Origin of the sequence: Actinoplanes oryzae, assembly GCF_030757795.1 — a bacterium.
In the GTDB taxonomy this organism is placed as follows: domain Bacteria; phylum Actinomycetota; class Actinomycetes; order Mycobacteriales; family Micromonosporaceae; genus Actinoplanes.
The window spans coordinates 53,478-79,771 of record NZ_JAUQWH010000010.1 but is presented as its reverse complement, the minus strand read 5'-3'; the positions used below and the strand labels follow the sequence as shown (position 1 = coordinate 79,771).

Here is a 26,294-nt window from a genome sequence, read left to right as displayed (position 1 = left end):
TGAGGGTCATGCACGCAGTGGTGATCGAGGAGTCGGAGCACTCCCTCGTCTGGTCCGAGGTGCCTGATCCGCAGCCCGGCCCCGGGGAGGTCGTCGTCGAGGTGACGGCGGCCGCGGTCAACCGGGCCGACGTCCTGCAGCGCCAGGGGCACTATCCGCCGCCGCCCGGGGCGCCCGCCTGGCCCGGCCTGGAGTGCGCCGGGGTGATCACCGCGGTCGGTGCCGAGGTGACCGGCCATCACGTCGGCGAGCGGGTGTGTGCCCTGCTCGCCGGCGGTGGCTACGCCGAGCAGGTCGCCGTGCCCGCCGGTCAGCTGCTGCCGATCCCCCAGGGCATGAGCGTGCAGGAGGCCGCGGCGCTGCCCGAGGTGGCGTGCACGGTCTGGTCCACCGTCGTCGACCTCGCCGGCCTGCGCAAGGGCCGCGTGCTGCTGGTGCACGGCGGCGGGGGCGGCATCGGCACCTTCGCCGTCCAGCTGGGCAAGGCCCTCGGCGCCACGGTGATCGTGACCGCCCGCGAGCCCAAGCACGAGCAGCTGCGCGCGCTCGGCGCCGGCCTCGCGATCGACTACAGCACCACCGACTTCGTCGAGGCGGTCCGCGACTTCACCGGCGGCCGCGGCGCCGACGTCATCCTCGACATCATCGGCGCGAAATACCTGGCCCGGAACATCGCGGCCCTCGCCCCGGACGGGCACATCACCACGATCGGCACGCAGGGCGGCACCAGGGCCGAGCTCAACTTCGGGGCGCTCATGGCCAAGCGCGGCTCGATCTCGGCGACGACGCTGCGGGCCCGGCCGGCCGACGACAAGGCGCGGATCGTCCGCGGGGTGCGCAACCAGGTGTGGCCGCTCGTCGACGCCGGCGAGATCCGGCCGATCATCGATCGCACGCTGCCGATGCGCGACGCCGCCGAGGCCCACCGCCTGATGGAGGCGAGCGACCACGTCGGCAAGATCCTCCTGCTGCCCGGCGAGCCCGCGTGACACCGCCCCGACCGCCACGAGCGCCGACCACCGGGAGCACCGGCCACCGCGAGCACCGGCCACCGCGAGCGCCGACCACCGCGGACCGCGGGCGGCACGAGCCCCCATCGCAGCGAATCCCAGCACCGTGATTCCCACCCCCCGCGCGCCCCCAGGCCCCGCGAGCCCGAGCGCCACGACGCCCAAGCGCCGCGGAGGCCAGGCGCCACGGATCGCAGGCAGGACGAGCGCAGCGGGGAGAACGCACGGAACGAGGGCGACGGGAGAACGCGCGGCGCGACGACGGCGGAAGAGCGAGCGGCGCGGGCACGGCGGGGGAGCGGTGCGCGATGAGTGCGGCGGGAGCGGGGGATTCAGTCGGTGAGGAGGCGGCGCGGGCCGGCGCCCTCGCGGCCCAGCGTGTCGCCCGGGTTGACGAGGGGGCAGGCGGCGAGCGACATGCAGCCGCACCCCACGCACGCGGTGAAGTCGTCGCGGAGCTGTTGCAGGTGCCGCATGCGCCGGTCGAGCTCCTCCTGCCAGCACTGCGACACCCGCGCCCAGTCCTCGCGGGTCGGCGTGCGGTTGTCCGGCAGCAGCGCCAGGATGGCGGCGACCTCCTTGAGGGGGATGCCGACCCGCTGGGCGATGCGGATGAAGGCGACCCGGCGCAGCGCGTCCCGCCGGTAACGCCGCTGGTTCCCCGCGGTGCGCGTGCTGGCCAGCAGCCCCTGCCGCTCGAAGAAGTGCAGCGCCGACACGGCCACGCCGCTGCGCTCGGCCAGTTGACCCACCGTGAGTTCCATGACGCCGCCTCCCGTTCGCTTGACCTCAACATTAGTTGGGGTTCTAGCGTCCGGAGGCATGCAGAACTCGCCTCTACGCATCGCCGTCATCGTGGGCAGCACCCGGGAGGGGCGCTTCGGGCCCACCGTGGCCGGCTGGCTGACCGACGAGATCACCCGGCGGCCGGACCTCGACGCGGATCTCGTCGACCCGCTCGGCCCCGGCTCCGTCACCAAGCAACTCGACCTCGCGGACGCGTTCGCCGTCGTCACGCCCGAGTACAACCACAGCTATCCCGCACCGCTCAAGGCCCTCGTCGACGACCACCGGGCGGAGTGGCAGGCCAAGCCGGTGGGCTTCGTCTCGTACGGGGGCCTGTCCGGCGGGCTTCGCGCGGTCGAGCACCTGCGGCCCGTCTTCGCGGAGCTGCACGCGCACACGATCCGGGACACGGTCAGCTTCCACGGTGGACGGAGCTGCTTCGGGCTGGACGGGCGCCCCCTGGACCCCGCGAGCACGGTCGCCGCGCGCCGCCTGCTCGACGGGCTGGCGTGGTGGGGCGTGACGTTGCGGGAGGCTCGGGCGCTTCGGCCGTACCCGGGATCGCGGGGGGAGTGACCATGCAGCGCAGTGACCGTTTTCCCGAGCCGGGCCGAGCGGCCTTCGCCGTGACCGGGGAATGGCGGGGCGCGGACAAGGAGGATGTCGCGGCGGAGCTGCTGGCCACCCGCCGGCGCGAGCCGTGGCCGGAGGGCCTGCTGGGCTGGTCGGTCTTCGTCGACGCCGACGGCGACCTGGTCCGCGACTACGCACAGTGGACCGTCGAGCCGGAGCTCCCCGATCTCACCGTGACCGGGGCGGAGAGCCACGATCGGGCCGTCTACCAGCTGCATCGCGGGACGGGGCCGGTGCCGGTGGAGCCGGGCGCGGCGGTCTTCGTCCGGGTGGACACGACCGGCGCCGATCTGGCGCGTACCTGGATCGATGCGGTCTTCACGGCCCTGGCGGGGGACATTGATCTGCCGCCGGGCGGCCTCGGGGCCTTCTTCCACATCAGTACGGACGGCCGCCGCGTCCTGAACTACGCCGAGTGGGAGAGCCCGGAGGCGCACCGCCGGGCCCTCGCCGCGACGGGAGGCGCCTCCGTCTCGGCGGGCCCGTTGTGGGACCGCGTCCGGAGCATGCCGGGCGTGCGGCCGGTGAGTGTGACGCGCTACCTGCTCTACGCGAGCGTCGTGGACACGAAATAGATCGGCATTGAGCTGCGATCTTCTCCCACTGACCGGTTAGGGGGTTTTCGTCGAGCCTGTGACCCCGTACCGTGCCCTCCGGGTTACTCCAGGTTGGAATCGGGAGGTTCGCGTGAGGGCTCGTCACGTCGCGGTGCTGGTGGCCGCATCGATTGCGCTGGCCGGGTGCGGCAACAGCGCCGAGCCGGCGACCGACAAGGCCGCCGTCGAGGCGCCGGCCGCAGCCGCGCCGGTCTCCAAGGCCGCGGCGCCGGACGAGGACGTGCTGCCCGCGCCGGACGACAAGACGGCCGGGAAGTTCGTCGCCGCCCTGAAGCGGATCGACCCGGAGATCGTCGAGGACGGCACGCAGCAGGTCGTCGACCGCGGCCTGGACCAGTGCGGCAGCGTGCAGGAATTCCCCGACAACCAGGCCTCGCTGATCAGCACGACGAACCAGCGCTTCACCTCCCCCGGGCACCCGAAGGGCTTCGGCAAGACCAAGGCCAAGAAGATCCTCGCCGCGGTCCGCAAGTACATCTGCCCCGAGTACTGACAGGCGTCACTCCGGGGCGTGCAGGATCCGCTGCGGCCCCGGACCCTTCGCGGCCAGGGTGTCCGACGGGTTGACCAGGGTGCAGCGCTGCAGGGACAGGCAGCCGCAGCCGATGCAGCCCGTCAGCTGATCGCGGAGGCGTTCCATCATCGCGATGCGGTCCTCGAGCTTGCGCTGCCAGCGGGCCGACAGCCGGGCCCAGTCGGCGCGGGTCGGGGTGCGGTTGTCGGGGAGCTCGGCGAGCGCCTCGCGGATCTCCTCGAGCGACACGCCGACCTGCTGGGCGATGCGGATGAAGGCGATCCGGCGCAGCTCGTGGCGCTCGTAGCGGCGCTGGTTGCCGCCCGTCCGGGTGGAGCGGATGAGGCCCTCGCGCTCGTAGAAGCGCAGGGCCGACTGGGCCACGCCGCTGCGGGCCGCCATGTCGCCGATCGTCAGGAGGTCCACGGGCTCCCCTTGAGCTGAAGTTCACTTCAACTTGCAGTGTGAGCCTATGACGGTAACGCAAGCACGACCAGACGTGATGGCCCGGATCACCGCGGACCGCAAGCACGCGCCGAGTGCGTACTCGACGCTCGACGTGCTGCAGGTCCTCTACGACCGCGTGCTGCGCATCTCACCCGAGACCGTGGACGCACCCGACCGGGACAGGTTCCTGCTGTCGAAGGGACACGGACCGGCCGCCTACTACGCCGTGCTGGCCGCCAAGGGCTACTTCCCCGCCGAGTGGCTGGACGACATCGGCGGGCGCGGCAGCCCGCTGGGCCATCACCCCGACCGGGTGCTGGTGCCGGGCGTCGAGGTGGGGACAGGCTCGCTGGGACACGGGCTCGGCCTGGCCACCGGCGTCGCTCTCGGCCTGCGCGCCCAGGGGTACGTCGGCACGCGCACCTTCGTCCTGCTGGGTGACGCCGAGCTCGACGAGGGCAGCAACCACGAGGCGATCGCCTATCTGGCCGCCGTCGGGCTGCCGGTGACGGCGATCGTGATCGACAACCAGTCGGCGACGCACGGGTGGCCGGGCGGGATCGCCGTACGCTTCCCGGGCTGGCAGGTCTCGCACGTGGACGGCCGCGATCACGACGACATCGCCGCCGCCCTGCGGGAACGCCCGGACCGCCCGCACGTCGTCATCGCCCGCGTCGAGCCGAAGGGACAGTGATGATGCGGGAAACCTTCGTCGCCACGACCACCGCCCTGCTGGCCGAGGACCCGCGCACCGCGCTGGTGCTCGCCGACATCTCCGCCGACGCGTTCGAGCCGGCCCGCCGTCGGCATCCCGACCGGGTGCTCAACGTGGGCATCCGCGAGCAGCTGATGACCGGGGTGGCGGGCGGGCTCGCACTGACCGGGCTGCGGCCCTACGTGCACTCGTACGCGCCCTTCGCCGTCGACCGCGCGTACGAGCAGCTCAAGCTCGACCTCGGCCACCAGGACGCCGGCGCCGTGATCGTCACGATCGGCGGCTCGTACGACGCCTCGGCCGAGGGCTACACGCACCAGTCGCCGGGCGACGTCGCGCTGCTCGACACGCTCGAGGGCTGGACCGTGCACGTGCCGGGGCACGCGGACGAGGCGGCCGAGATGCTGCGGGCCGCCGCGAGGCATGACGATCGGGTGTACGTACGCCTCTCCGCCACCCAGAACGCCAAGGCCTGCCCCGGTACGGACCTCAAGGTCATCCGCCGGGGCACGTCCGGTGCCGTGGTGCTCGCCGTCGGCCCGATGCTCGACCCCGTGCTGGCGGCGACCTGGGGTCTCGACGTCACGGTGGCCTACACGAACACGCCCCGCCCCCTCGACACGGCAGGTCTGCTCGCCCTGCATCCGACCGAGGTGATCGTGGCGGAGCCGTACCTCGCCGGGACGTCCAGCCGGGTGATCGCTGCCGCGCTGGCGCACGTACCGCATCGGTCGTTGCACCTCGGGGTGAGCCGCACCGAGCATCGCGGCTACGGGACGCCCGCCGACCACGCCGCGCACCACGGCCTCGACGCCATGGGTCTGCGCCGCTCGATCGAGGAGTTTCTCTAGGCGGTCAGGGCCGGGGGTCGCTCGCGGAAGACCTGCTTGAGGAGCGCGTCGAAGTGCCAGACGCGGTCGGGCTCCGGCACCCGGACCCGGAAGCGCTCCCGCACCCCGTCGATCGCCGTGGCCGCCACCTCGAGCGCCGTCTGCCGGGAGTCGGGACTCCACGTGACGTCGCTCAGGTGGCGCAGGTGGGCGTTGAGGTGCAGGCGCAGGCGGCGCAGCATCCGCGTCTCGTGCGTGACGACCAGGCGCCGCTGGGTCAGCAGCAGGAGGTACTCGCCGGCGAACGGCCGGTCGGGGTTCGCGCAGCGGGTCACCAGCACGGTGGTGTCGTCCGGCTCGACGCAGCGGCGGAAGACCGGCAGGTGCCGGCTCACGGTGGGAATGGCCACACCGGCTTCGGCGGCGGCGGGGAGGAACGTACGGGAGAACACGTCCATGCCGCGTTTAACGGTGGTTCACCGGGGAAGAGTCGGCTTGTTTCGAGGAACTTGTCGTCGACCCGGCGGGCGTTACAGCGCCTCGACGATCGTCGCGTTGGCCATTCCGCCGCCCTCACACATCGTCTGCAGGCCATATGCGATGCCGGACCGTCTCATGTGGTGCAGCATCGTCGTCATGATCCGCGCGCCGGAGGCCCCGAGCGGGTGACCCAGCGCGATAGCCCCGCCGCGCGGATTCAGCCGGGCCGGGTCGGCGCCGGTCTCGGCGAGCCACGCCAGCGGCACGGGCGCGAAGGCCTCGTTGACCTCGTAGACGCCGATGTCGTCCAGGCTCAGCCCGGACCGCTTGAGCGCCTTGGCGGTGGCCGGGATCGGCGCGGTCAGCATGATCACCGGATCGTCGGCCGCCACGACGGCGGTGTGCACCCGGGCCAGCGGCGTCAGCCCGTGCGCCCGCGCCCAGTCGGAGGTGGTGACGGCCAGGGCGGCGGCGCCGTCGGAGATCTGCGAGGCCGAGCCGGCCGTGACGACGCCGTCCGCCTTGAAGGGAGTCTTCAGCTGACCCAGCTTCTCCAGCGACGTGTCGCGCCGGATGCCCTCGTCCCGGCCGACGCCCTCCACGGGGACGATCTCGGCCTCGAACGCGTCCTGCGCCTCGGCGGCGGCGGCGTGACTGCCGAGGGCGTACTCGTCGAGCTGGGCCCGGCTGAAGCCCCAGCGCTCGGCGATCATCTCCGCGCCGACGCCCTGGTCGAAGGAATCGGTGCCGTAGCGGGCCTTGATCGACGGGCCGTAGGGGTCCTGATCCTGGTTGCTGGAGCCCATGGGCACCCGGCTCATCGACTCGACACCGCCGGCGACCACGAGATCGGCCTGCCCGGAGATCACCGTCGCGGCCGCCACGTGCAGGGCCTGCTGGCTCGACCCGCACTGCCGGTCCATCGTCGTGCCGGGCACCTGCTCCGGCCAGCCGGCGGCCAGCACGGCGTTGCGCCCGATGTTCCACGACTGCTCGCCGACCTGGGAGACGCAGCCCCAGAGCACGTCCTCGACGTCGGCCGGGTCCAGGCCGCTCCGCGCCGCCAGCTCGCGCAGCACGACCGCCGACAGCTCGACCGGATGGACCCCCGACAGCCCGCCCCGCCGCCGCCCGACCGGAGTCCGCACCGCACCCACGATCACCGCATCACGCATACCGTCGACGGTACTGCCATAGTGGGGACCATGGCGCCTCTCCAGTGGCGGGTGAAGCCCGTCCTCCCGGTGACGAAGCTGCTCGGCGCGGTCGCCCTCGTGGTCCTCGTGGTGGCCTTCGGCGGCGACGACCCGATCCAATGGGTGCTGGCCCTGGCCACCGCGGCCGGCCTGGCCCTGTGGGCCCTGCGCGACCTGATCCGCCCGGTCCGCCTCACCGCGGACGAGACCGGCATCACCGTGGTCGTCGGCTACGCCGCCCGCCGCCACCTGCCGTGGCCGGCGATCGAGCGCATCCGCGTGGACCGCCGCAACCACCGCGGCATCCGCAGCGAGCTCCTCGAGATCGACGCCGGCGAGAGCCTGCACCTCTTCACCATCCACGAGCTGGGCGCCGACCCGGAAGAGGTCGCCCAGGCCCTCAACCAGCTGCGCCTTCAAGCGACAAACCGCTCATAACTCACCCGCCGCCTCGGCTCGACGCAGAACCGCTCGACCGAAGGTGGCGACCGCCGAGCCGAAGGTCCAGGCTTCGGCGGATCAGGGCACGGCCCGTCAGCATGCTCGTTATCGTTCGTGCCGCTGACGGATTGCCGCGAACACTGTGAGCGTGACATGGGCTTCTATCTGCGGACCAGTCTCAGAGCAGGTCCTTTCCGGTTCACCCTGTCGCCCGCGGGCGTCGGGATCTCGGCCGGCGTGCCCGGCTTCCGCGTCGGCACGGGCCCACGCGGCAATTACGTCCGGGTTGCCGGGCCGGGAACCAGCTACTTCGGCGGACAGATGGTCAAGCCTGCTGCCCGACAGCCTCTGGTGCCCTCCCATCCGGCGAATCCGCACAGCGTCTTCATGCGCGAGCTGGCCGGAACACCCGTGCAGAATCTTGTCGCTGCCCACCCGTCCGACCTGCTTCAGCAGATCCAAGCCGCGGCTCGCCGGAAGCCACTGTGGCCGTGGATCACCGCAGTCACCGTCCTGATCGCTCTCGCCTCAGCGCCCCTCGGACTGCTGTTGCTGTTCCTAGCTGCGCCTGGCATCTGGTGGATACGACAACGAGACGTCGCCCGGCGCTCGGTCGTCGTGTTCTACCAGGTAGAGGACGCGCCCGCAGCACGTTACGAAAGCTTCACCGGCAGCAACGGCTTCGTCAGCAATGTTCAGCGCGTATGGCAGGTGGAGGCGGAAGGTGCCCTCCACACCACGCATCAACGGAAGGTCAATGCCGGTGCCGGTGCGCTGATCCGCCGCAGCGCGGGGCGACTCGATCTGGCCGGACCTCCGGTGCTCGTCACGAACATCGCCGTGCCCAGCATCCATGGCAAGGACAGGTCCTTGTTCTTCCTTCCGGACCGTGTCCTGGTGCAGCACGGGAAGCAGTTCGCCGACGTGCCTTATGCCGCGATCAGCGCTCACATGGAAGCCCAGCGCTTCATCGAGAGCGACTCACCACCCACCGATGCTCAATGCGTCGGCACGACTTGGCGCTTCGTCAACAAGTCGGGCGGCCCCGACCGCAGGTTCAACAACAACCGGCAGTTGCCGATCATGCTCTACGGACGGCTGACTCTGACGACCGCCCAGGGGCTGCTGATGGTGTGGGACTTCTCCCGGCCAGATGTTGCGGCGTCACTCGCGGACGCCGTCAACCGGATGCGCTGACAGCCGCCGACGGCGATCGGGCAGGCTATGTGGTCAGGTAGACCGTGCGGGCGATGGCGACGGCCAGCAGGAGGACGAAGAGGGCGGCCAGGCCGATGCCCTGGACGAGGTTGCGGCGGTCGCGCGGGGCGTAGGCCAGCACCACCGCCGCGAGGAAGCCGGTGGCCAGGCCGCCGAGGTGGCCCGGGATCGAGATGCCGCTGATGGTCAGCGTGAAGATGACGTTGATGACGATGACCGGCAGGATCGGCGCGATGCTCAGGTTGAGCCGCTTGAGGAGCACCAGCATCGCGGCCATCAGGCCGAAGACGGCGGTCGAGGCGCCGGCCGTGCGGGCGTCGGGGCCGGCGAAGACGTAGGCCGCCACGTTGCCGCCGAGGCCGGCCAGCAGGTAGAGGCCGGTGAAGCGCAGGGGGCCGAGGGCGCGTTCCAGCTCGCGGCCGAGGATCCACAGGGCGTACATGTTGAGGGCCAGGTGGATGACGCCGTAGTGCAGGAACATGGCGGTGACCAGCCTGTACCACTCGTCGTTGCCCGCGATGCCGGTGACGCCGAAGTTGCTGTAGCTCAGCACCGCGCCCCAGTTGAGCAGCGGGGTGGAGCTGCCGAAGAGGCCGCCGAAGCCGCCGCCGGCGATGGCGCTGCCGCCGCCCGACGAGAGGATCGAGAGGATCATCACGGCGACGTTGAGGCCGATGAGGCTCTTGGTGGCCACGCCGGCCTGACCGGCGGAGCTGCCGCCGAAGGCCGTGCGCGCCGCCCGTTGAGTGCGCCGCCCCTCGGCGACGCACTCCGGGCACTGGTGGCCCACCGACGCCGCGTTCATGCAGTCGGGACAGATGGGCCGCTCACAGCGGGTGCAGCGGACGTAGGTCTCCCTGCCCGGGTGCCGATAGCAGACGGGCGCTGTCACAGGAGACTCACTCACACCATCAAAAGTACTAGGCCCGCTCGATGGTGACGCGCTCGATGACGACGTCCTCGCGGGGACGGTCGCCGGGGCCGGTCGGGGTGGTGGCGATCGAGTCGACGACCTTCGCCGACTGCTCGTCCGCGACCTGACCGAAGATGGTGTGACGCCGGTTCAGGTGCGGGGTCGGGCTGACCGTGATGAAGAACTGCGAGCCGTTGGTGCCCGGGCCGGCGTTCGCCATGGCGAGCAGGTACGGGCGGTCGAACTGCAGCTCCGGGTGGAACTCGTCGGCGAACTGGAAGCCGGGGCCGCCGCGGCCGGTGCCGGTCGGGTCGCCCATCTGGACCATGAAGTTGGCGATGACCCGGTGCGAGATGGTCCCGTCGTAGTACGGGCCACTGCCCTTCTGGCCGGTGCGCGGGTCGACGTAGTCCTTGGTGCCCTCCGCGAGCTCCACGAAGTTGCGCACGGTCGCCGGCGCGTGGTCCGGGAAAAGCTGGAGCCGGATCGGACCGTGGTTGGTGTGCAGGGTGGCGTAAAGCGTCTCAGCCACGGGTACTCCTCACGATGTCGCGGTCGCCGCACCACCGGTTTGGCGGCCGGCGCAGGACAAGTATTTGTCTTTCGGATCCTCCCGCATGTGTCTGAACCCGCAACGTGGGGGTACCCGAAGAGGCAGCATGGGTCGTGGCAGAGAACCACAGGAGGTGCACTGGTGTTCGCAACAATGCGACGGAAGAACCGCAACGCGAAGATGAAGAGCGAGCTCGGTCAGAGCGTGGATCACTTCAAGCGTGCGGCGACGCTCGCCGCGCAGGAGACCAGCGCAACCGTGGGGCCCAAGTTCTACGCCGCACGTGACCGCGTGCAGCCCGCCGCCGCCCGGGCGAAGGACGCAGCGTCCTCCGGCTGGGGCAGTGCCGTCTCGACCGTGGGCCCGATCGTGGCCGCGGCGAGCGACAAGGCCAAGTCGGCGGGCCAGGGCGTGAGCAAGAAGTCGGCCAAGGCCAACGCGAAGGCGGCCAAGGCGGGCAAGAAGGCGGCCAAGGCGTCGAAGAAGGCGGCCAAGATCGACCGTAAGTCGAGCAGGTCCCGGGGCACCGGCAGCAAGCTGGTCGGTCTCGCCCTGGCGGGTGCCGCCGTGGGCGCGGCGGGTGCCTATGTGCTGCGCAAGCGGCGCAACGCCCAGTGGGACGAGTACGACCCGGCGACCCCGGCCACCACGTCGATCGCCTCCAGCACCACCGGCGCCGACGACGCCGCGTTCGAGCCGGCCGACCTCGCGGGGCCCTCGGGCTTCGTGACGCCGCCCGGTGCCGACGAGCCGGTCATCCCGGTGGCCGACGGCGACCAGACGTCCTCGAAGCTGCACAGCCCCGAGGTCGCCCGGCTCGCCAGCGGCAAGAACGACACCCCCCGGTAACGCGAGTTCCCGCAGCAGATGGGTCTTCGGCAACGAAGGCCCATTTGTCGTGTCCACGATCAGGCGCCCGGCGGGCGGCCTTGTCATGCCCACGATCAGGCACGCGGCGGGCGGCCTTGTCATGCCCACGATCAGGCACGCGGCAGGCGGCCCTGTCGTGTCCACGATCAGGCACGCGGCGGGCGGCTTTGTAGGGCCCTCAGCCAGGTGCGCGGCGGGCGGCGGCGGGATCGAGCGACGGCCCGGGCGGCAGGAGCGACACCAATTGCCCGGGTACGCCCACCGGAGTCACGCCCCCGTAGCCGAGCCGGGTCAGCACCTCCCGGCCGGCGAGCGGGAACCGGCGACCGGTGTCCGTGATCACGCTCACCGTGCCGCTTTCCGCCGGCGCCTCCGGTGAGGCGGTCGACACCACGACCGCGCCCTTGCCCCGAGGCACGATCACTTCGTCGGCCTGCACAGCACCGGGCACGGCCGGATCATTGGTCACCGGTACGCCGGACGGCACGGCGGCTCCGACCCGGATGTCAATGTCGCCGTCGTAGGTCAGGCACACGCTCTCCGGACCGTTGACGAGGGCCGGGACGGTGGCGGGCAGCCCGGCGGCGACGGACTGCTGGACGAGGTCGGTTCGGGAGCGCGGCAGGTTGCCGTACCCGGAAATGCTGATCTCCTGCACCCGGACCGGGGTCGCGCCGGTCTGCAGGAGTGCCGCCTGGACCGCGGTCAGGTCCGCCACGCCGTCGTCCAGCACCACGCCCCACTGGTCGGGCGTGCTGCCCTCCCCGCGCACGCGCAGGAGCAGGCCGATGTCGGCTGCGGGCAGCACCGACGACGCGTCGCCGAGATCGTCGAGGTCCGGCGGGTCGAGATCAGGCCCCGCGGGGACGGCGTTGAGCCACGCGGCCGCCACGGCGAGCGGCGTGGCCGTGTAGCCGAACCGCGTGCGGATCTGCTGCACACGCTCGGGCGGCAACAGGAACCGCTGATTCGCGTGGACGAGCCACGTGCGGTCCGCCGGATCATTGACCAGCAGCCCGCGCAACTCCTCCGCCGGGGCACCCACCCGAGGCACGGGCAGCGCCGCGCCACCGGACGCCGCGCTGCCGACGATGAGGACGCTCCTTGCCTGCCCGCCCGAGCACACCGTCCAGCGGGCCGGCAGCAGGGCGCCGGCCGCCGGCAGCGAGTCGGGCGCGTCCGGGATGCCGAGCGGATCGCCCAGCGGCACCGCCGCCAGGCTCTCCGCGGACGCCTCCCGGAGCGAGGGCGTGGCGGCATCGGCGATCAGCAGGCCGGACGTGAAGTTCAGCACGGGATGCAGCCGGTCGTCCGCCTGCAGATAGACGAACCGGGCGCCGGTGCCGCGCTCCAGGAACACCACGGCCGGGTTGCGCGCGTCGACCTTGCCGCCGCCGCGGATCAGCGCGTACGCCGCCACGGCGCCCACCACCAGGGCCGCGACGACCAGGCCGATGAGCACGGTCGTGCCGGCCCGGCGCAGCGGCGAGCGCCGGGGATCGGGGTCGTGGGCGACGAGCGCCGCCACGACCCGCTGCTGGGCGAACTGGTACGACTGCAGTTGGTCCTGCCGCGAGGGCATGCCCTCACAGTAGGGTTCCTCGATCAGTGATTACAACCAGCCATTGCGCCGGAACGTTCGGTAAAGGAAGAACGTGAACGCCAGCATCACCGTGGCGACCACCGGATAGCCGTAGACCCAGTGGGTCTCCGGCATGTAGTCGAAGTTCATGCCGTAGACGCCGGCGATGGCCGTCCACACGGTCGCGATGCCGGCCCACGAGGCGATCTTGCGCATGTCGTTGTTCTGGTCGACCGTGACCTGCGCCAGCCGCGCCTGGAGGATCGTGTTGAGCAGGTCGTCGTAGGAGGAGACCTGCTCGACCGTACGCGTCAGGTGGTCCTGCACGTCCCGGAAGTAGCGCCGGATCTCCTTCGGCACGATCCTGTTCTGCGAGGACGTGATCGTGGCCAGCGGGCGCTGCAGCGGCAGGACCGCGCGGCGGAACTCGACGATCTCCCGCTTCATCTGATAGATGGCCTGCACCGGGCTGCCCTTGTCGCGCGAGAAGGCGGCCTCCTCGATCACGTCGAGGTCGGCCTCCACCTGGTCGGCGACCGAGACGTACTGGTCGACGACCCGGTCGGTCACGGCATAGGCCACGGCCCACGGCCCCTGCGCCAGCAGATCGCTGCGCTCCTCGAGCTCCGCCCGCACCGGCGCGAGCCGCGCGGCGTCCCCGTGCCGCACAGTGATCACGAACCGGTCACCGACGAACAGCATCATGTAGCCGGTCTCGACGATCTGCGAATTCTCGGTCAGCTCGCCGTGCGGGACATAGCGGGCCGTACGCAGCACCAGGAAGTGCACCGCGCCGAACTGCTCCAGCTTCGGGCGCTGCTCGCCCTTCACCGCGTCCTCGACGGCCAGCTCGTGCAGGCCGTAGGTCCGCGCGATGGCCGCCATCTCCTCCTCGGACGGCTCGTGCAGCCCGAGCCACACGAACGCGTCGTCGCGGCCGCACGCCTCGGCCAGCGCCTCCTCGGGGTTGAACTCACCCGGCTCGCGCCGCCCCTGCACGTACACACCGCAGTCGACGACCGCGCTGCCCTTCCACACCTCGCCGCTGCTCGCCGGCGCGCCGTCGGGGGTGCCGAGGATCCGGGTCATGGCCCGCACGGGGGCGGTCCACGCCCGGGACAGTGACCTGTTGACCCCGGTCGACTTCAGACTCGCCGACCGGCTCCGGTGCACGTTGCTCTCGCTCATGAACGCCTCCCCCACACATCCCGACGTCCCCCGCCAACCCGAGGGCCCGCGAAAGGTTACGCCCGCAAGGTTGCCCGTTACCCCCGCCCGGCACGCAAAAGGGCGCCGAGCAGGCCGCCGCACTTTCGGGGGGTGAAAGAACGCGAGCGGCCCGCCCGGCGCCAGGGGGCGGGGATAATGTCGGCGCGCGGCCGCATTGTCATGCAGCGAGCGCTGTAAGCATTGTGATCCGCCCGCCGGTCCCGAGGGAAACCCGGAACCGGCGGGAAGCGCTTACTGTCAAATACCCGACAGTCAGGCCCGAACCTCGTCGATGGCCGCGGCGAGCCGGCGGACACCCTCGTCGATCTGGTCCACCGTCACGGCGGAGTAGGCGAGCCGCACCGAGTGCCGGCCGCCGTCGATGAGGAAGTCGGTGCCCTTGACCACGGCGACGCCCTTCTTCATGGCCGCCGGGAAGAGCTTGTTCACGTCGACGTCCTCGGGCAGGTCGACCCAGAGGAAGTAGCCGCCGTCGGGCTCGGTGAAGGTCGCGCCCGGGATGTGCTTGCGGATCGACTCGGCCAGGACCCGCGCGCGCTCGCCGAGGGCCGTGCTGACCGTCTGCACCGAGCGCTCGATGTCGCCGGAGATCGCGAACTGGTGCACGATCGCCTCGGAGACCATGCCGGGCGAGATGTAGAGGTTGGTGGCCTTCTTGGCGATCGCGTCGATGAGCGCCGCCGGGCCGACCAGGTAACCGACGCGGACGCCGGGGCACACCGTCTTGGTGAAGCTGGAGGCGTGCACGACCAGGCCGCTGGTGTCCATCGACAGCATCGAGGGCAGGGCCTCGCCGCGGAAGCGGATGTCGACGTACGGGTCGTCCTCGAAGATCACGAACTCGTACTGCGCGGCGAGCTCGAGCAGCACGCGCCGCTTCTCCGCCGAGAGCGTGATGCCGGCCGGGTTCTGGTAGTTCGGGATGATGTGGGCCAGCCGCGGGCGCACGCCGGACTCGAGCAGCCCGCGCAGCTCCTCGACGTCGATGCCGTCGGGCTGCAGCGTCACCTGGTGCACCTTGGCGCCCAGGTTCTGCAGGCTCAGCAGCGTGCGGTCGTAGGTCGGCTTCTCCACGATCACGTCGTCGCCGGCCCGCACGAGGTGGTTGAAGAGGAACGCGTCCGCCTGCAGCGAGCCGTTGGTGACGATGACCTGATCCGGCGAGACGTTGTGCTTGTCCGCGATCCACTTGCGCAGCGGCTGGTAGCCGACGGAGGTGCCGTACGCGGTGATGCCGGCCGGGTCGGCGTCGAAGGCCCGGGCGGCGGCGGCCTTGAGGCCCGCCACGTCGATGATGTCCAGCGACGGCGCGCCCCGGGCGAATGAGATCAACTGCTCAGCGGTCATGGCACCAGCTTACGAGCAGCGGCTATACCATTTTTCTCCGTGTCGAGTGAACCCCTTCGCGTCGCCGCTGCTCTCGTTCTCGACGATGCGGGCCGCATTTTCTTCCAGCTGCGCTCGCCGCAACGGAAGCTTTTCCCGAATTCGTGGGACGTCGTCGGCGGGCACCTCGAACCGGGCGAAACGGTCGAAGAGGCGCTCGCCCGCGAGATCGAGGAGGAGACCGGCTGGCGGCTCGCCGAGATCATCGCCACGGTCGGCGACTACCGGTACACCGGCGAGGACGGGCTCACCCGGTGGGAGACAGATTTCCTGGTCCGCGTGCACGGCGACCTCGCGCATCCGAGGCTGGAGGCGGGAAAGCACACGGCATATCGCTGGCTCGGTCCAGACGATCTGGACGTTCTGGATGAAAGCCGTCATATCAACGACGGCATGATCCGCCGGCTGGCCGAGGACGGCTTCGCGGTCCTGCGCGCTCTCGATATGTGAACGCACCGCTATCCTCGGACGGCACCCCCCTCGATTTTTCCGGGAAGGAACCACCCATGATCGGTCTGGTACTCGCCGCCGGCGCCGGACGCAGGCTGCGTCCGTACACGGACACACTGCCGAAGGCGCTCGTCCCCGTCGACGGGGAAACCACGATCATGGACATCTCGCTGCGCAACCTCGCCGCCGCGGGGCTGACCGATGTCACGATCGTGGTCGGTTACTGCGCGAGCGCCGTCGAGCAGCGCAAGGCCGCCTTCGAGGAGAAGTACGGCGTCTCCATCACCCTCGTGCACAACGACAAGGCCGAGGAGTGGAACAACGCGTACTCGCTGTGGCTCGCGCGTGACCACTTCGCGCAGGGCGCACTGCTGGTGAACGGCGACACCGTCCACCCGGTGAGTGTCGAGCAGACCCTCCTCGCGAACCGCGGACCGGGGATTCTTCTTGCCGTTGACAATGTGAAGAAGCTTGCTGACGAGGAGATGAAGACAATCTTCTCGGCAGATGGACGACTCACCAAGATTACGAAGCTCATGGATCCCTCCACGGCCTTCGGCGAGTACATCGGCGCCACGGTCATCGAGGCCTCCGCCGCCGCCGAGCTGGCCGACTGCCTCAAGGCGACCTGGGAGAAGAACCCGGACCTCTACTACGAGGACGGCTACCAGGAGTTCGCCGACCGCGGCGGCGAGATCCGCGCGGCGACCATCGGCGACATCCCGTGGGTCGAGGTGGACAACCACGACGACCTCGCCAAGGCGCGGGACATCGCATGCCGCTACTAGCCCGCAGCGTCCAGACCCCGCTGCACATCGACGTCCGCCGGGGTGCGGTCGCCGACCTGGGGCAGATCCTCGCCGACGGCCGCATCTCCTCCGGCGGTGACGTCGCCGTGGTGGTCGGCCCCGGGCTGGGCGAGCGGATCGCCGAGCTGATCCGCCCCACGCTCGGCTCGGCGGACGTCTTCACCACGGGCGGCGGCACGCTCGACGCGGCCATGGAGCTGGGCGCCAAGCTGCGCGCCCGCTCCTACGACGCCGTCGTCGCCATCGGTGGCGGCAAGACCGTCGACACCGCGAAGTACGCGGCGACCCGCTATGCGATCCCGATGGTCTCGGTGGCCACCAGCCTGGCCAACGACGGCATCGCGTCGCCGGTGGCCAGCCTGGTCAACGACGGCATCAAGGGCTCGTACGGCGTGCACATCCCGCTCGCCGTCATCGTCGACCTGGACTTCGTCGAGAACGGCCCCGACGCGGTCAACCGGGCCGGCATCGGCGACGTGATCAGCAACATCAGCGCGCTCGCCGACTGGGAGCTGAGCCGTGAGGTCCGCGGGGAGCCGGTCGACGGTCTCGCCGCGTCCCTGGCCCGCATGGGCGCCGAGGCGATGCTGACCATACCGGGCGACATGTCCGACGACGCCTTCGTCACGGTTCTGGCCGAAGCGCTGATCTCCAGCGGCCTGGCGATGGCGGTGTGCGGCACCAGCCGACCCACCAGCGGCGGCTGCCACGAGATCATGCACGCCACGGACTCGCTCTTCCCCGGTACGGCGTCCCACGGCGAGCTGGCCGGCCTGGGCGCGCTGTTCTGCACCTTCCTCCGGGGCGACGAGCGGCGCTTCGTGCAGATGGCCGACTGCCTCGAGCGGCACCAGCTGCCCCTGACCCCGGCCGACGTCGGGCTGGACGCCGACCAGTTCGTCGAGATCGTCGAGTTCGCGCCGCGGACCCGGCCGGACCGCTACACGATCATCGAGCACCTCGCCATGACCCCGGACGAGATCCGCAGGAAGCTGGCCGACTATGCCGACGCCGTCGCCCACCGCTGACCAGCCCCCCGCCGGCCCCTCGCCGGCGGGTGGCACTGTCCCTCCGAGCACCACCACCACGGCCGTGGGCAGCGCCCCCACGGCCGCGGACTACTACCGGGTCAACCGGGGCGGCGGCCTGTTCAGCGAGGCGATCAGCCAGCGCCTCGGCTCCCGGGTCGCGGTCTTCGCCCACAAGCACCGGCTGGCGCCCACCGTGCTGTCCGTGGCCAACCTCGGCCTGAGCTGCCTGGTCTCGTTCATCGTCGTCGCGGCGGCCGAGCCGGTGGCCGACGACCGCATCTGGGCGTGGCCGATCGGCCTGCTCGCCCTCCTGGGCTGGCAGGCCGCGTACGCCCTCGACTGCTCCGACGGCCAGCTCGCCCGGGTCACCGGCCAAGCCAGCACCGCGGGCGGCCGCGTCGACGTCCTGTGCGACGTGGCGGCGCAGATCGCCCTGGTGGCCGCCCTGTCCGCCACGGCGTCGGCCCAGGTCCCGGAGACCCCCTCCTGGCTGCTGGCGGCCTTCGCGGGCACCTGGATGGTCAACCTGGTCACCTCGGTCATGCAGACCGGCGCCCAGGCGTCCAGCATGGTGACGAGCAGCTCGCTGCCCGTACGCGTGGTCAAGCTGGTCCGCGACTACGGCGCGGTGATCGCCCTCGCCGGGGTCGTCCTGACCGTCGCACCGCAGTTCACGATCTGGGTGATCGGCGCGTTCACCCTGGTCAACGGCGGCTTCCTGGCCGCCAGCATCGCCTTCTCCGGCCGCAAGGCCCTCAACGGCTAACTGCCCGGTGGCTTGACGGCCACCGGGCCCGGTTACTGAAGATCATCGTTCGCCCAGGGATGGGCGCGCACACGTTCCAGCTCCTGCTGCCACTCCGGCCGCTGGTCCTCATGCCAAAGTCGCCCCATGAACCTGCCCGGGTGACCCTGCGCGTTGACCACCAGGACGGTGAGGTCGGGCTCCCGGCGCCCTTCGCATTGCCTCGCGAGCCGGTCGAGCACCGCTTGCTGCCCCTGGTTGGAGCCGCCGAAGCAGCGGGCCAGTTCGCCGTACGTCGGCAAGTGGGTTTCCTTACGGCGGAGGGCCCCCAGCAGGAAAGCCCTGACCGCGAAGTCGTTCCGGATCTGCTGCACCACCTCAGGCTGGCATGCCGGCCTCACACGCGGACGGGAATGGCCGACGAGGTGCCCAGCACCTTGCCGGCCTCGTCCAAGGCGTCCACGGCGACGTACTCGACCATGCCCGGGATCGTCAGCTCGGTCTCGAAGCCGGCCGACGCCGCCTCCACCGGCTGCGCGAGCTGGCCGGGCTGCGAGCCCGAGCGCGCCCGCCACGTGGCCACCTTCGTCGCGCCGTTCCAGCTGGCGTTGACGATGACGGTGTCGTTCTCGACGCGGAGGCCGAGGGCCGGCTGGTCCGCCGGGGCGCCCGCCCAGTCGATCTTGTAGGCGCGGTACGACTGGTTGTCCAGGGGCAGGTGGCCGTCGAGGCGGACGGTGCCGTCGGGGGCGTACTCGGTGAACCACGGCGACTGGCCCCAGCCGATGAAGGAGCCGCCGTCCGGGAGCTCGCGGAAGTTGCCCTGGGTCGGGGCCAGCAGCTTCTGCGGGTGCTTGAACTCGCGGACCATGGCGACCGTCTTCGCCGACTCGTCGATCCGGAAGATCAGGCCCCGGCTCTGGTCCTTCTGCTGGGTCAGGCCGGCGCCGTTGTCGAAGACGCTGTACGTACCGTCGCTGCGCCGCCGGAAGTCGTGCTGCCAGCTGAAGGCGGCGTCGGCGGCCACTGTGAACGACGATTTCTTGCCACCCACCCGCCACATGACGGCGCCGGTGCGCTTGTTGATCTTGTAAGTGGTCCACGTGTGGCGGGCCGACACGAGCACGTTGCCGTCCGCGTCGAGGCCGACGGAGTTGGCGTGGAAGTAGTCGTACGGCAGGTGGGCCGAGTCGCCCGTCGGCACCGGCGCGTAGGACTCGTCGATCGGCACGTACTTGCTGGAGCGCCATTCCCACAGGCGCTCGCCGGTCTCGATGTCGACCTCCTGGATGACGCCCTCGTGCAGGACGCCGTCCGCGGGGCCGCCGAGCGGCGTGAGGTCGTACGGGATCGGGTCGTAGACCCAGAAGAGCGCCGTGTTCTGCGGCGTGATCACGAAGTCGTGCTGGTCCGCCTGCTCCGAGCCGACCGCGCGGACCCGGGTGATCTCCCGGTACGCGCTGTCCGCGATCACGAACTCGCCCTGCCCCACGCCCTGGCCGCCGGTGCCGCCGATCGTGCCCTCCCACCAGGTCAGCACCGGCTCGCCGCGGTAGGTCTGCGCCTTGAAGTCGATGGCGACCGTGGCGGGCGGCGGCACGCTGCGGTACCAGACGGTCTGACCCGCCTGGTTCACGATCAGCGGACCGGTCGCCGTGGCGAACGGGGTCAGCATGATGACGCCCGGCGTGGTGCCGGTCGCGGGCGTGGTGATCGTGACGGGCACCGGGTTCAGGTCGGGCCGCGACTTGTAGGCCGCGGGCGTCGCGGCCGTGTCCGCCTGACCCTCCGAAGGCGCGGAGGAGGGCGCCAGCGCATAGCCGACGCCGCCGCCCGCGGCCGCCACCACGGCGGCCCCTCCGATGCCCAGCAGCAGTGTGCGGCGAGAAGTCATGCGGCCGAGCTTTCCCGTTCCGGGCCCGCTCTATCTCGATGTGACCTGGGAATTTGCCGTCAGTTCCGAGTAAATTCCGAGCAGCCGCCGGGTCACGACGTCCGGGTGGAAGGCGCCGAGATAGCGCTCGCGGGCCGCGGCCGCCTTCAGCGCGGCGCCCGCCCGGGCGATCGGCAGTGCCGCCGCCAGCGCCGCCGGGTCCGGGGGCACGGCCCAGCCCGCCGGCTCCGCGGTCTCGCCGACGCCGAGCAGATAGGGGATGCCGCCCACGTCCGTGCCCAGCACCGGGCGCCCGGCGGCCATCGCCTCCAGGATCACCGTCGGGAGCACGTCGTTCCACGTCGGCACGGCGACCACGACCGACGCCGCGTCCCGGGCGGCGGTCATGCCGGCCCGGTCCAGCGGCCCGAGATAGGTCACGTCGTCGCGCTCGGCGGCGGCCCGCTCGGCGAGCTCGCGCAACTCGCCGTCGCCCGCGATGCGGAGCGGGCCCAGCTCGCCGTCCGGGTGCTGCCGCCAGGCCTGCAGCAGCAGGTCCAGGCCCTTCTCCGGGGAGAGCCGGGCGGCGTAGAGGAAACCGTCGCCCAGCGGCGCCGGCTCGCCCGGGTCCGGCAGGCCGTTGGGCTTGATCACGATGCGGTCGTCCGGGATGCCGTAGTCGCGCAGGTGGTCCGCGATCCGCCCGGTCAGCGCGATGTACCGGTCGACCGAGCGCCAGGTGGGCCGGTGCACCGCGAGCGTGGTGGCCATCAGCGCGCTCTGCGCCGCCGAGCCGCGGTAGCACTTGTGCTGCACCGCCGGCCAGCCGAACGCTTTTCCTCGGCAGTCGTGGCAATTGTGCCCGTCGCGGAAGTAGAGGCCGGAGGAGCACACCTGCCGATAGTTGTGCACGGTCTGCACCACCGGCACGCCGTGCTTGTGCGCGGTCTTGACGACCCACGGCGACAGCAACGGGTACGGGTTGTGCAGATGCAGCACGTCCGGACGCTCGCGCTCCAGCAGCTCCGCGAGGTCGCGCTGGGCGGCCCGGCCCCAGATCGGCGACACCGGCAGCAGAGCCTTCTCCACCGCCGGCAGGTCACCGATCGAGTCGGAGGCACGCTGGAACGGCAGCACGTCGACCCCGGCCTCGGCGAGCTGGGCGATCTCGGTGTCGACGATGACGTTCTCCCCGGAGGGAATCGCCTCGCGGTATCTGTTGTGCGCAACGACGACCTTCACGGCGACAAACGCTACCGTTGTCTGTGTGCCAGAGCTGCCCGAGGTCGAGGCGCTCGCCGCGTACCTGCGGGAGCGTGCGGTCGGCCACACCGTGGAGCGCTTCGAGGTGTCCTCGTTCAGTGCCCTGAAGACCTATGACCCCGCGCCGAGCGCCGTGGCCGGACTGACGGTCGCCTCCGCCGGCCGGCACGGCAAGTTCCTCGACGTCGGGCTCGGCGCCGACGTCCATCTCGTCGTGCATCTGGCCCGGGCCGGCTGGCTGCACTACCGCGACTCCTTCAAGTCGCCCGCGCCGCTCAAGCCGGGCAGCGGCCCGATCGCGATCCGGGTCCGGCTCGACGACGGCTCCGGCTTCGACCTGACGGAGGCCGGCACGCAGAAATCCCTGGCCGCTTATCTCGTACGCGACCCGGCCGAGGTGCCCGGCGTGGCCCGCCTCGGCCCCGACGCGCTGGCGGTGGACCGTGACGAGTTCGCCGAGCGGATCCGCAGCCGCAACGGGCAGGTCAAGGGCGTGCTGACCGATCAGGAGGTGCTCGCCGGGATCGGCAACGCCTACTCCGACGAGATCCTGCACGTGGCCAGGATGTCGCCGTTCGCACTGACCGGCAAGCTGACCGACGAGCAGCTCACCACGCTCTACGAGGCGACGCGCCAGGTGGAGACCGACGCCGTGACCCGGTCGGTGGGGCAGAAGGCCGCCGAGCTCAAGGGCGAGAAGCGGGCCGGGATGCGGGTGCACGCGCGCACCGGGCTGCCCTGCCCGGTCTGCGGCGACACGGTGCGTGAGGTCTCGTTCGCAGACAAGAGTCTTCAGTACTGCCCGACGTGTCAGACCGGCGGCAAACCGCTGGCCGACCGCCGACTGTCGAAGCTGATCCGCTGACGCCGCCGGCCGTCACAGGCAGTGATCGCGTGAGGACACGTCGAAAGCTGCCACGACGTCACCTTCTTCTGCGTCGTTCCATCGGTATAGTGGCCCGGTCCCCACGCGTCGTCCGTCGCGCATGGGGCATCGACGGCCCCGCCGGGGTTCCGGGGGCCGTGGCGGTGCGTAATGTTCGCGGTGCGGGCGGTCCGTGATGCGGGAGGACATAGGCGAGGTGACCACAAGCCTCCAGCGCCCGGCGCCCAGCACCAGCAAGAGCCGGAGCGGCATGCCGTACGACAGCTTCGAGTGGCAGCAGGAGCCACCGCCGAGTAACGGCGTGCCACGGTCCGCGTGGACGCGTCAGCACCGCCGGCTCTCCCGGTGGCACCGGCCGTACACGGCGATCCTGGTCTTCCTGGACCTGATCTCCGCGCTCTTCGCGAGCTATCTCGCGGTCACGTTCATCCAGAAGGCGAGCTCCGGCTTCCAGGGCCGCGAGGAGATCTTCTACCTCGTGGCCTTCATCGGCCTGCCGCTCGGCTGGCTGGCGATCCTGTGGGGCAACGGCAGCTACGACCGCCGCTGCCTGGGCCTGGGCAGCGAGGAGTACAAACGCGTCGTCCGGGCGTTCGTCGCCGTGGTCGCCGCGGTCTCCCTGCTCGCGTTCGGCACCAAGACCGAGCTGTCGCGTCTGACCATCGGCTATGTGACGATCACGGCCCTGATCTTCATCTTGTTCTGCCGGGTCGCAGCCCGGCAGGTCCTGCACGTCGCCCGGCGCAAGACCGGCCACGGCGCGCACCGGATGATCCTGGTCGGCACGCTGCCCGAGGCGCTCGAGGTCTACACCGCGGTCACCCGCAGCCCGGCCGCCGGCCTCATCCCCGTCGCGATCCACATCACCGACGGCTATGCGGCGGCCCGGGGCATCGAGACGCCGGTCCCGGTCTATGCCGGACGCGACGTGCTGACCCTCGTCCGCGAGGTGGGCGCCGACACGATCGCGGTCTGCGGCTCGGCCAGCTCCGAGCCCGGCGAGCTGCGCCGCCTGGCCTGGCAGCTCGAGGGCACCGGCGTCGACCTCGTCGTCGCGCCGCAGCTCACCGACATCGCCGGCCCGCGCGTGCACATCCGCCCGATCGAGGGCCTGCCGCTGCTGCACGTGGAGGAGCCGACCCTCTCCGGCCCCGGCTGGCTGGTCAAGAACCTCATCGACCGCGTGGTCGCCTTCTTCGGGCTGCTGTTCCTCTCGCCGGTGCTCGCGGTCATCGCGATCGGCATCCGGCTCTCCGACCCCGGCCCGGTGTTCTTCCGCCAGCCGCGCGTCGGTCACGAGGGCCGCACGTTCCGGGTCTGGAAGTTCCGGACCATGTACGTGGACGCCGAAGAGCGCAAGGCCAGCCTCGAGGAGCTCAACGACTCCGACGGCATGCTCTTCAAGATGAAGAACGACCCGCGCATCTTCGCCTTCGGCAGCAAGCTGCGGAACACCTCGCTCGACGAGCTGCCGCAGCTGATCAACGTGCTCAAGGGCGAGATGTCGCTGGTCGGGCCGCGGCCGCTACCCGCCGACGACGGCGACTATCTGGGCGACGTGCGGCGGCGGCTGCTGGTGCGCCCCGGCATCACCGGCCTGTGGCAGGTGTCCGGCCGCTCCGACCTGTCGTGGGACGAGGCCGTGCGGCTCGACCTGTACTACGTCGACAACTGGTCGCTCACGTACGACCTGGGCATTCTCTGGCGTACGGTCGGGGTGGTCCTCAAGCAGAAGGGCGCTTACTAGCGCTTTGCCGCCGTTGCCGTCAGGATCTCCGCATGGGCGGACAGATCGGCAGCGCGGTCGCCGTCGTCGCCGTCCTGGTCGCGCTCGGCGGGGCGGTGGTGGCGGTGCTGCGGCTGCGGGCCCGGCGCGGGGTCGCGACGGCGGAGCAGCGGGCGACCTATGACGTGCTGCACTCGGCGTCGCTGGCTGCGGAGCCCTTGCGTACGGGCCTGACCGCCGCGACCGCCGGCAAGGCGGCCCGGCACCTGCGCCGGCTGGTCGGCGCGCCGGGGCTGACCGTCGCCGACGCGGAGCGGTGCCTGGCCTTCGACGGGCGGGGAAGCCACCACGGCGACCAGTTCGCCGAGGCGGCCCGGCGGGTCGTCACCGGCAACCGGTCGATCGTGCTGAGCGCCGGTGACCTGCCCTGCGACCGGGTCGACTGCATCGTGCGCGGCGCGGTGGTCGCGCCGCTGACCGGCGCGGACGGGCAGGCGCTGGGTGCGCTCGTCGCGGTCGCCGACAGTCATCCGGCGCCCGGGCTGGTCCAGGCGACCATGGAGACGGCCCGGTGGGCGGGCTCGCAGCTGGCGCTGGCCGAGCTCGATTCCTCCCGCGAGCGGCTGGCCCGGGCGGAGGTGCGCGCGCTGCGGGCCCAGATCAGCCCGCACTTCATCTACAACGCGCTGACCGCGATCGCCTCGTTCGTCCGCACCGATCCCGAGCGGGCGCGGGAGCTGATCCTGGAGTTCGCCGAGTTCACCCGCTACTCGTTCCGCGCGCACGGCGAGTTCACCACGCTCGCCGAGGAGCTGCGGTCGATCGACCGCTATCTGACCATCGAGCGGGCCCGCTTCGGCGACCGGCTGCAGGTGCGCCTGCAGATCGCGCCCGAGGTGCTGCCGGTCGGGCTGCCGTTCCTGTGCCTGCAGCCGCTCGTGGAGAACGCCGTCCGGCACGGGCTGTCGCGCAAGCCCGGCGTCGGTATGGTGAGCATCGAAGCCCGTGATGCCGGTGCCGAATGTCACATCACGGTCGAGGACGACGGGGTGGGCATGGATCCGGCGGCGCTGGCCGCGGGGGTCGCGCAGGCGGCGGCCTCGAACGGCAGGGGTGACGAGGCCGGGCAGCACGTCGGGCTCTCGAATGTGGACGAGCGGCTGCGCACGGTCTTCGGCGACCGCTTCGGGCTCGTCGTGGAGACAGCGCCGGGAGCGGGGACCAAGGTGAGCATGCGAGTGCCGAAATTCCATCCGGGGGTACGCGCGTGAGTCTCGTGGTCCTGGCCGTGGATGACGAACCACCGGCGCTGGACGAGCTCGCCTACTTGCTCAACGCCGACGCTCGGGTGGCGTACGTGCACCGGGCCGGCGACGCGACCGAGGCGTTGCGCGTGCTGCGGGACACCGAGGTCGACGCGGTGTTCCTGGACATCCGGATGCCGGGGCTGGACGGCATGGAGCTCGCCCGGATCCTGCACCGCTTCGCGCGTCCGCCGGCGATCGTCTTCGTGACCGCCTACGACGACGGGGCGGTGGACGCCTTCGACCTGGGCGTCACGGACTATGTGCGCAAACCGGTCCGGGCCGAGCGCCTCGGCGAGTCGCTGCGCCGGGTCGCGGGGCTGCGGGCCACGCCGGCGCCGGCGCCGCCGAAGCGGGAGGACGAGCCCAGCATCCCGGTCGAGCTGGCGGGCACGACCCGGCTGCTGCCGCGGTCGTCGGTGCGGTGGGTGGAGGCGCAGGGGGACTACGCGCGGCTGCACACGGCCGACAACTCCCATCTCGTACGCGTCTCGCTCGCCACCCTCGCCGAACGCTGGGCCGACGCGGGGTTCGTGCGCATCCACCGGTCGTACCTGGTCCAGCTCCGGCTGGTGCGGGAGCTGCGCCTGACCTCGTCCGGTTATGTGGTCAGCATCGACGGCGCCGAGCTGCCCGTGAGCCGCCGGCACACCCGCGAGCTCAAGGACCGCCTGATCCGGGCCGTGAAGAACGACTGGACGCGCTGAATCCACAGAGTTATCCACAGCCTCCACAGGTTGTCCCCAGAGTTATCCACAGGCTGCAGATCTTCACGGGTTGTCCACA

General features: G+C 71.2%; 29 protein-coding genes. 17 read left to right on the top strand and 12 right to left on the bottom strand.

What is annotated here, in order from left to right:
• Positions 1–8 precede the first annotated feature (8 nt).
• The gene (locus RBH18_RS05875; RefSeq protein ID WP_306204907.1) at positions 9–989 is read left to right on the top strand and encodes an NAD(P)H-quinone oxidoreductase; all 981 of its coding nucleotides are present in this window, start codon (positions 9–11) and stop codon (positions 987–989) included.
• Positions 990–1,342: 353 nt separating this feature from the next.
• On the opposite strand, the gene soxR (RBH18_RS05870) is transcribed toward RBH18_RS05875, so the two are convergent.
• Positions 1,343–1,774: a redox-sensitive transcriptional activator SoxR gene (gene soxR, locus RBH18_RS05870; RefSeq protein ID WP_306204905.1), complete on the bottom strand. Its 432-nt coding sequence runs from the start codon at positions 1,772–1,774 to the stop codon at positions 1,343–1,345.
• Between the two features lie 58 nt (positions 1,775–1,832).
• Between soxR (RBH18_RS05870) and RBH18_RS05865 the strand changes: the two genes are divergently transcribed.
• The 3 genes from RBH18_RS05865 to RBH18_RS05855 all read left to right on the top strand — a co-directional run bounded on the left by RBH18_RS05865 (position 1,833) and on the right by RBH18_RS05855 (position 3,539).
• Positions 1,833–2,372 carry an NADPH-dependent FMN reductase gene (locus tag RBH18_RS05865; protein WP_306204903.1) on the top strand — a complete coding sequence of 180 codons (540 nt, stop codon included), beginning with the start codon at positions 1,833–1,835 and terminating at the stop codon, positions 2,370–2,372.
• 2 nt (positions 2,373–2,374) lie between these two features.
• Entirely contained in the window at positions 2,375–3,004 is a 630-nt protein-coding gene (locus RBH18_RS05860; protein ID WP_306204902.1) for an antibiotic biosynthesis monooxygenase, read from the top strand.
• Positions 3,005–3,116: 112 nt separating this feature from the next.
• Positions 3,117–3,539, top strand: a complete 423-nt coding sequence (locus RBH18_RS05855) for a hypothetical protein (RefSeq protein ID WP_306204901.1) — start codon at positions 3,117–3,119, stop codon at positions 3,537–3,539.
• A gap of 6 nt (positions 3,540–3,545) precedes the next feature.
• Here the strand turns inward: RBH18_RS05855 and soxR (RBH18_RS05850) are convergent, their stop codons facing one another.
• Positions 3,546–3,986, bottom strand: a complete 441-nt coding sequence (gene soxR, locus RBH18_RS05850) for a redox-sensitive transcriptional activator SoxR (RefSeq protein ID WP_306204900.1) — start codon at positions 3,984–3,986, stop codon at positions 3,546–3,548.
• Positions 3,987–4,032: 46 nt separating this feature from the next.
• Here soxR (RBH18_RS05850) and RBH18_RS05845 point away from each other — a divergent pair, with 46 nt between their 5' ends.
• Entirely contained in the window at positions 4,033–4,701 is a 669-nt protein-coding gene (locus RBH18_RS05845; protein ID WP_372338872.1) for a transketolase, read from the top strand.
• Between the two features lie 2 nt (positions 4,702–4,703).
• Positions 4,704–5,573: a transketolase family protein gene (locus RBH18_RS05840; RefSeq protein WP_306204929.1), complete on the top strand. Its 870-nt coding sequence runs from the start codon at positions 4,704–4,706 to the stop codon at positions 5,571–5,573.
• On the opposite strand, the gene RBH18_RS05835 is transcribed toward RBH18_RS05840, so the two are convergent.
• Positions 5,570–6,010, bottom strand: coding sequence for a hypothetical protein (locus RBH18_RS05835; protein ID WP_306204899.1), 441 nt, complete (start codon positions 6,008–6,010; stop codon positions 5,570–5,572). The two genes, RBH18_RS05840 and RBH18_RS05835, sit on opposite strands and share 4 nt — an antisense overlap.
• Before the next feature lie 72 nt (positions 6,011–6,082).
• On the bottom strand, positions 6,083–7,207 hold the full coding sequence (locus RBH18_RS05830; protein ID WP_306204898.1) for a thiolase family protein: 1,125 nt from the start codon (positions 7,205–7,207) through the stop codon (positions 6,083–6,085).
• A gap of 30 nt (positions 7,208–7,237) precedes the next feature.
• Here RBH18_RS05830 and RBH18_RS05825 point away from each other — a divergent pair, with 30 nt between their 5' ends.
• Positions 7,238–7,666, top strand: a complete 429-nt coding sequence (locus RBH18_RS05825) for a PH domain-containing protein (protein ID WP_306204897.1) — start codon at positions 7,238–7,240, stop codon at positions 7,664–7,666.
• A 156-nt stretch (positions 7,667–7,822) separates the two neighbouring features.
• On the top strand, positions 7,823–8,866 hold the full coding sequence (locus RBH18_RS05820; RefSeq protein WP_306204896.1) for a DUF4236 domain-containing protein: 1,044 nt from the start codon (positions 7,823–7,825) through the stop codon (positions 8,864–8,866).
• Between the two features lie 25 nt (positions 8,867–8,891).
• On the opposite strand, the gene RBH18_RS05815 is transcribed toward RBH18_RS05820, so the two are convergent.
• Positions 8,892–9,794, bottom strand: coding sequence for a rhomboid family intramembrane serine protease (locus tag RBH18_RS05815; protein ID WP_306204895.1), 903 nt, complete (start codon positions 9,792–9,794; stop codon positions 8,892–8,894).
• Positions 9,795–9,807: 13 nt separating this feature from the next.
• Positions 9,808–10,332 carry a peptidylprolyl isomerase gene (locus RBH18_RS05810; protein ID WP_306204894.1) on the bottom strand — a complete coding sequence of 175 codons (525 nt, stop codon included), beginning with the start codon at positions 10,330–10,332 and terminating at the stop codon, positions 9,808–9,810.
• A 162-nt stretch (positions 10,333–10,494) separates the two neighbouring features.
• Between RBH18_RS05810 and RBH18_RS05805 the strand changes: the two genes are divergently transcribed.
• Positions 10,495–11,202, top strand: a complete 708-nt coding sequence (locus RBH18_RS05805) for a hypothetical protein (RefSeq protein ID WP_306204893.1) — start codon at positions 10,495–10,497, stop codon at positions 11,200–11,202.
• A 199-nt stretch (positions 11,203–11,401) separates the two neighbouring features.
• On the opposite strand, the gene eccB is transcribed toward RBH18_RS05805, so the two are convergent.
• The 3 genes from eccB to RBH18_RS05790 all read right to left on the bottom strand — a co-directional run bounded on the left by eccB (position 11,402) and on the right by RBH18_RS05790 (position 15,382).
• The gene (gene eccB, locus RBH18_RS05800) at positions 11,402–12,805 is read right to left on the bottom strand and encodes a type VII secretion protein EccB (RefSeq protein WP_306204892.1); all 1,404 of its coding nucleotides are present in this window, start codon (positions 12,803–12,805) and stop codon (positions 11,402–11,404) included.
• Between the two features lie 30 nt (positions 12,806–12,835).
• The gene (gene corA, locus RBH18_RS05795) at positions 12,836–13,993 is read right to left on the bottom strand and encodes a magnesium/cobalt transporter CorA (protein ID WP_306204891.1); all 1,158 of its coding nucleotides are present in this window, start codon (positions 13,991–13,993) and stop codon (positions 12,836–12,838) included.
• A 294-nt stretch (positions 13,994–14,287) separates the two neighbouring features.
• Complete coding sequence (locus RBH18_RS05790; protein WP_306204890.1) at positions 14,288–15,382, bottom strand: aminotransferase-like domain-containing protein; 1,095 nt, start codon at positions 15,380–15,382, stop codon at positions 14,288–14,290.
• A 39-nt stretch (positions 15,383–15,421) separates the two neighbouring features.
• On the opposite strand from RBH18_RS05790, the gene RBH18_RS05785 reads away from it, so the two are divergent.
• From RBH18_RS05785 to RBH18_RS05770, 4 genes are all read left to right on the top strand, one after another.
• Positions 15,422–15,871: an NUDIX domain-containing protein gene (locus tag RBH18_RS05785; protein ID WP_306204889.1), complete on the top strand. Its 450-nt coding sequence runs from the start codon at positions 15,422–15,424 to the stop codon at positions 15,869–15,871.
• Positions 15,872–15,927: 56 nt separating this feature from the next.
• Positions 15,928–16,659 carry a phosphocholine cytidylyltransferase family protein gene (locus tag RBH18_RS05780; RefSeq protein WP_306204888.1) on the top strand — a complete coding sequence of 244 codons (732 nt, stop codon included), beginning with the start codon at positions 15,928–15,930 and terminating at the stop codon, positions 16,657–16,659.
• Positions 16,647–17,708: an iron-containing alcohol dehydrogenase family protein gene (locus tag RBH18_RS05775; RefSeq protein ID WP_306204887.1), complete on the top strand. Its 1,062-nt coding sequence runs from the start codon at positions 16,647–16,649 to the stop codon at positions 17,706–17,708. Before RBH18_RS05780 ends, RBH18_RS05775 begins: the two co-directional genes overlap by 13 nt.
• Before the next feature lie 64 nt (positions 17,709–17,772).
• Complete coding sequence (locus RBH18_RS05770; RefSeq protein ID WP_306204886.1) at positions 17,773–18,477, top strand: CDP-alcohol phosphatidyltransferase family protein; 705 nt, start codon at positions 17,773–17,775, stop codon at positions 18,475–18,477.
• A gap of 32 nt (positions 18,478–18,509) precedes the next feature.
• Here RBH18_RS05770 and RBH18_RS05765 read toward each other — a convergent pair whose 3' ends face one another.
• Genes RBH18_RS05765 through RBH18_RS05755 form a run of 3 tightly spaced genes read right to left on the bottom strand, consistent with a single transcriptional unit; the run spans position 18,510 to position 21,571 of the window.
• A complete protein-coding gene (locus tag RBH18_RS05765) occupies positions 18,510–18,830 on the bottom strand; it encodes a hypothetical protein (protein WP_306204885.1) in 321 nt (106 codons plus the stop codon).
• Positions 18,831–18,853: 23 nt separating this feature from the next.
• The gene (locus RBH18_RS05760) at positions 18,854–20,350 is read right to left on the bottom strand and encodes an arylsulfotransferase family protein (protein ID WP_306204884.1); all 1,497 of its coding nucleotides are present in this window, start codon (positions 20,348–20,350) and stop codon (positions 18,854–18,856) included.
• 30 nt (positions 20,351–20,380) lie between these two features.
• The gene (locus RBH18_RS05755; RefSeq protein WP_306204883.1) at positions 20,381–21,571 is read right to left on the bottom strand and encodes a glycosyltransferase family 4 protein; all 1,191 of its coding nucleotides are present in this window, start codon (positions 21,569–21,571) and stop codon (positions 20,381–20,383) included.
• Between the two features lie 25 nt (positions 21,572–21,596).
• Between RBH18_RS05755 and RBH18_RS05750 the strand changes: the two genes are divergently transcribed.
• The 4 genes from RBH18_RS05750 (at position 21,597) to RBH18_RS05735 (ending at position 26,215) form a co-directional block, all read left to right on the top strand.
• On the top strand, positions 21,597–22,457 hold the full coding sequence (locus RBH18_RS05750) for an Fpg/Nei family DNA glycosylase (RefSeq protein WP_306204882.1): 861 nt from the start codon (positions 21,597–21,599) through the stop codon (positions 22,455–22,457).
• Between the two features lie 208 nt (positions 22,458–22,665).
• A complete protein-coding gene (locus RBH18_RS05745; RefSeq protein WP_306204928.1) occupies positions 22,666–24,225 on the top strand; it encodes a sugar transferase in 1,560 nt (519 codons plus the stop codon).
• A gap of 32 nt (positions 24,226–24,257) precedes the next feature.
• The gene (locus RBH18_RS05740; RefSeq protein ID WP_306204881.1) at positions 24,258–25,475 is read left to right on the top strand and encodes a sensor histidine kinase; all 1,218 of its coding nucleotides are present in this window, start codon (positions 24,258–24,260) and stop codon (positions 25,473–25,475) included.
• Positions 25,472–26,215 (top strand): LytR/AlgR family response regulator transcription factor, encoded by a 744-nt coding sequence (locus RBH18_RS05735; protein ID WP_306204880.1) that lies wholly within the window; start codon positions 25,472–25,474, stop codon positions 26,213–26,215. Before RBH18_RS05740 ends, RBH18_RS05735 begins: the two co-directional genes overlap by 4 nt.
• Positions 26,216–26,294 lie beyond the last annotated feature (79 nt).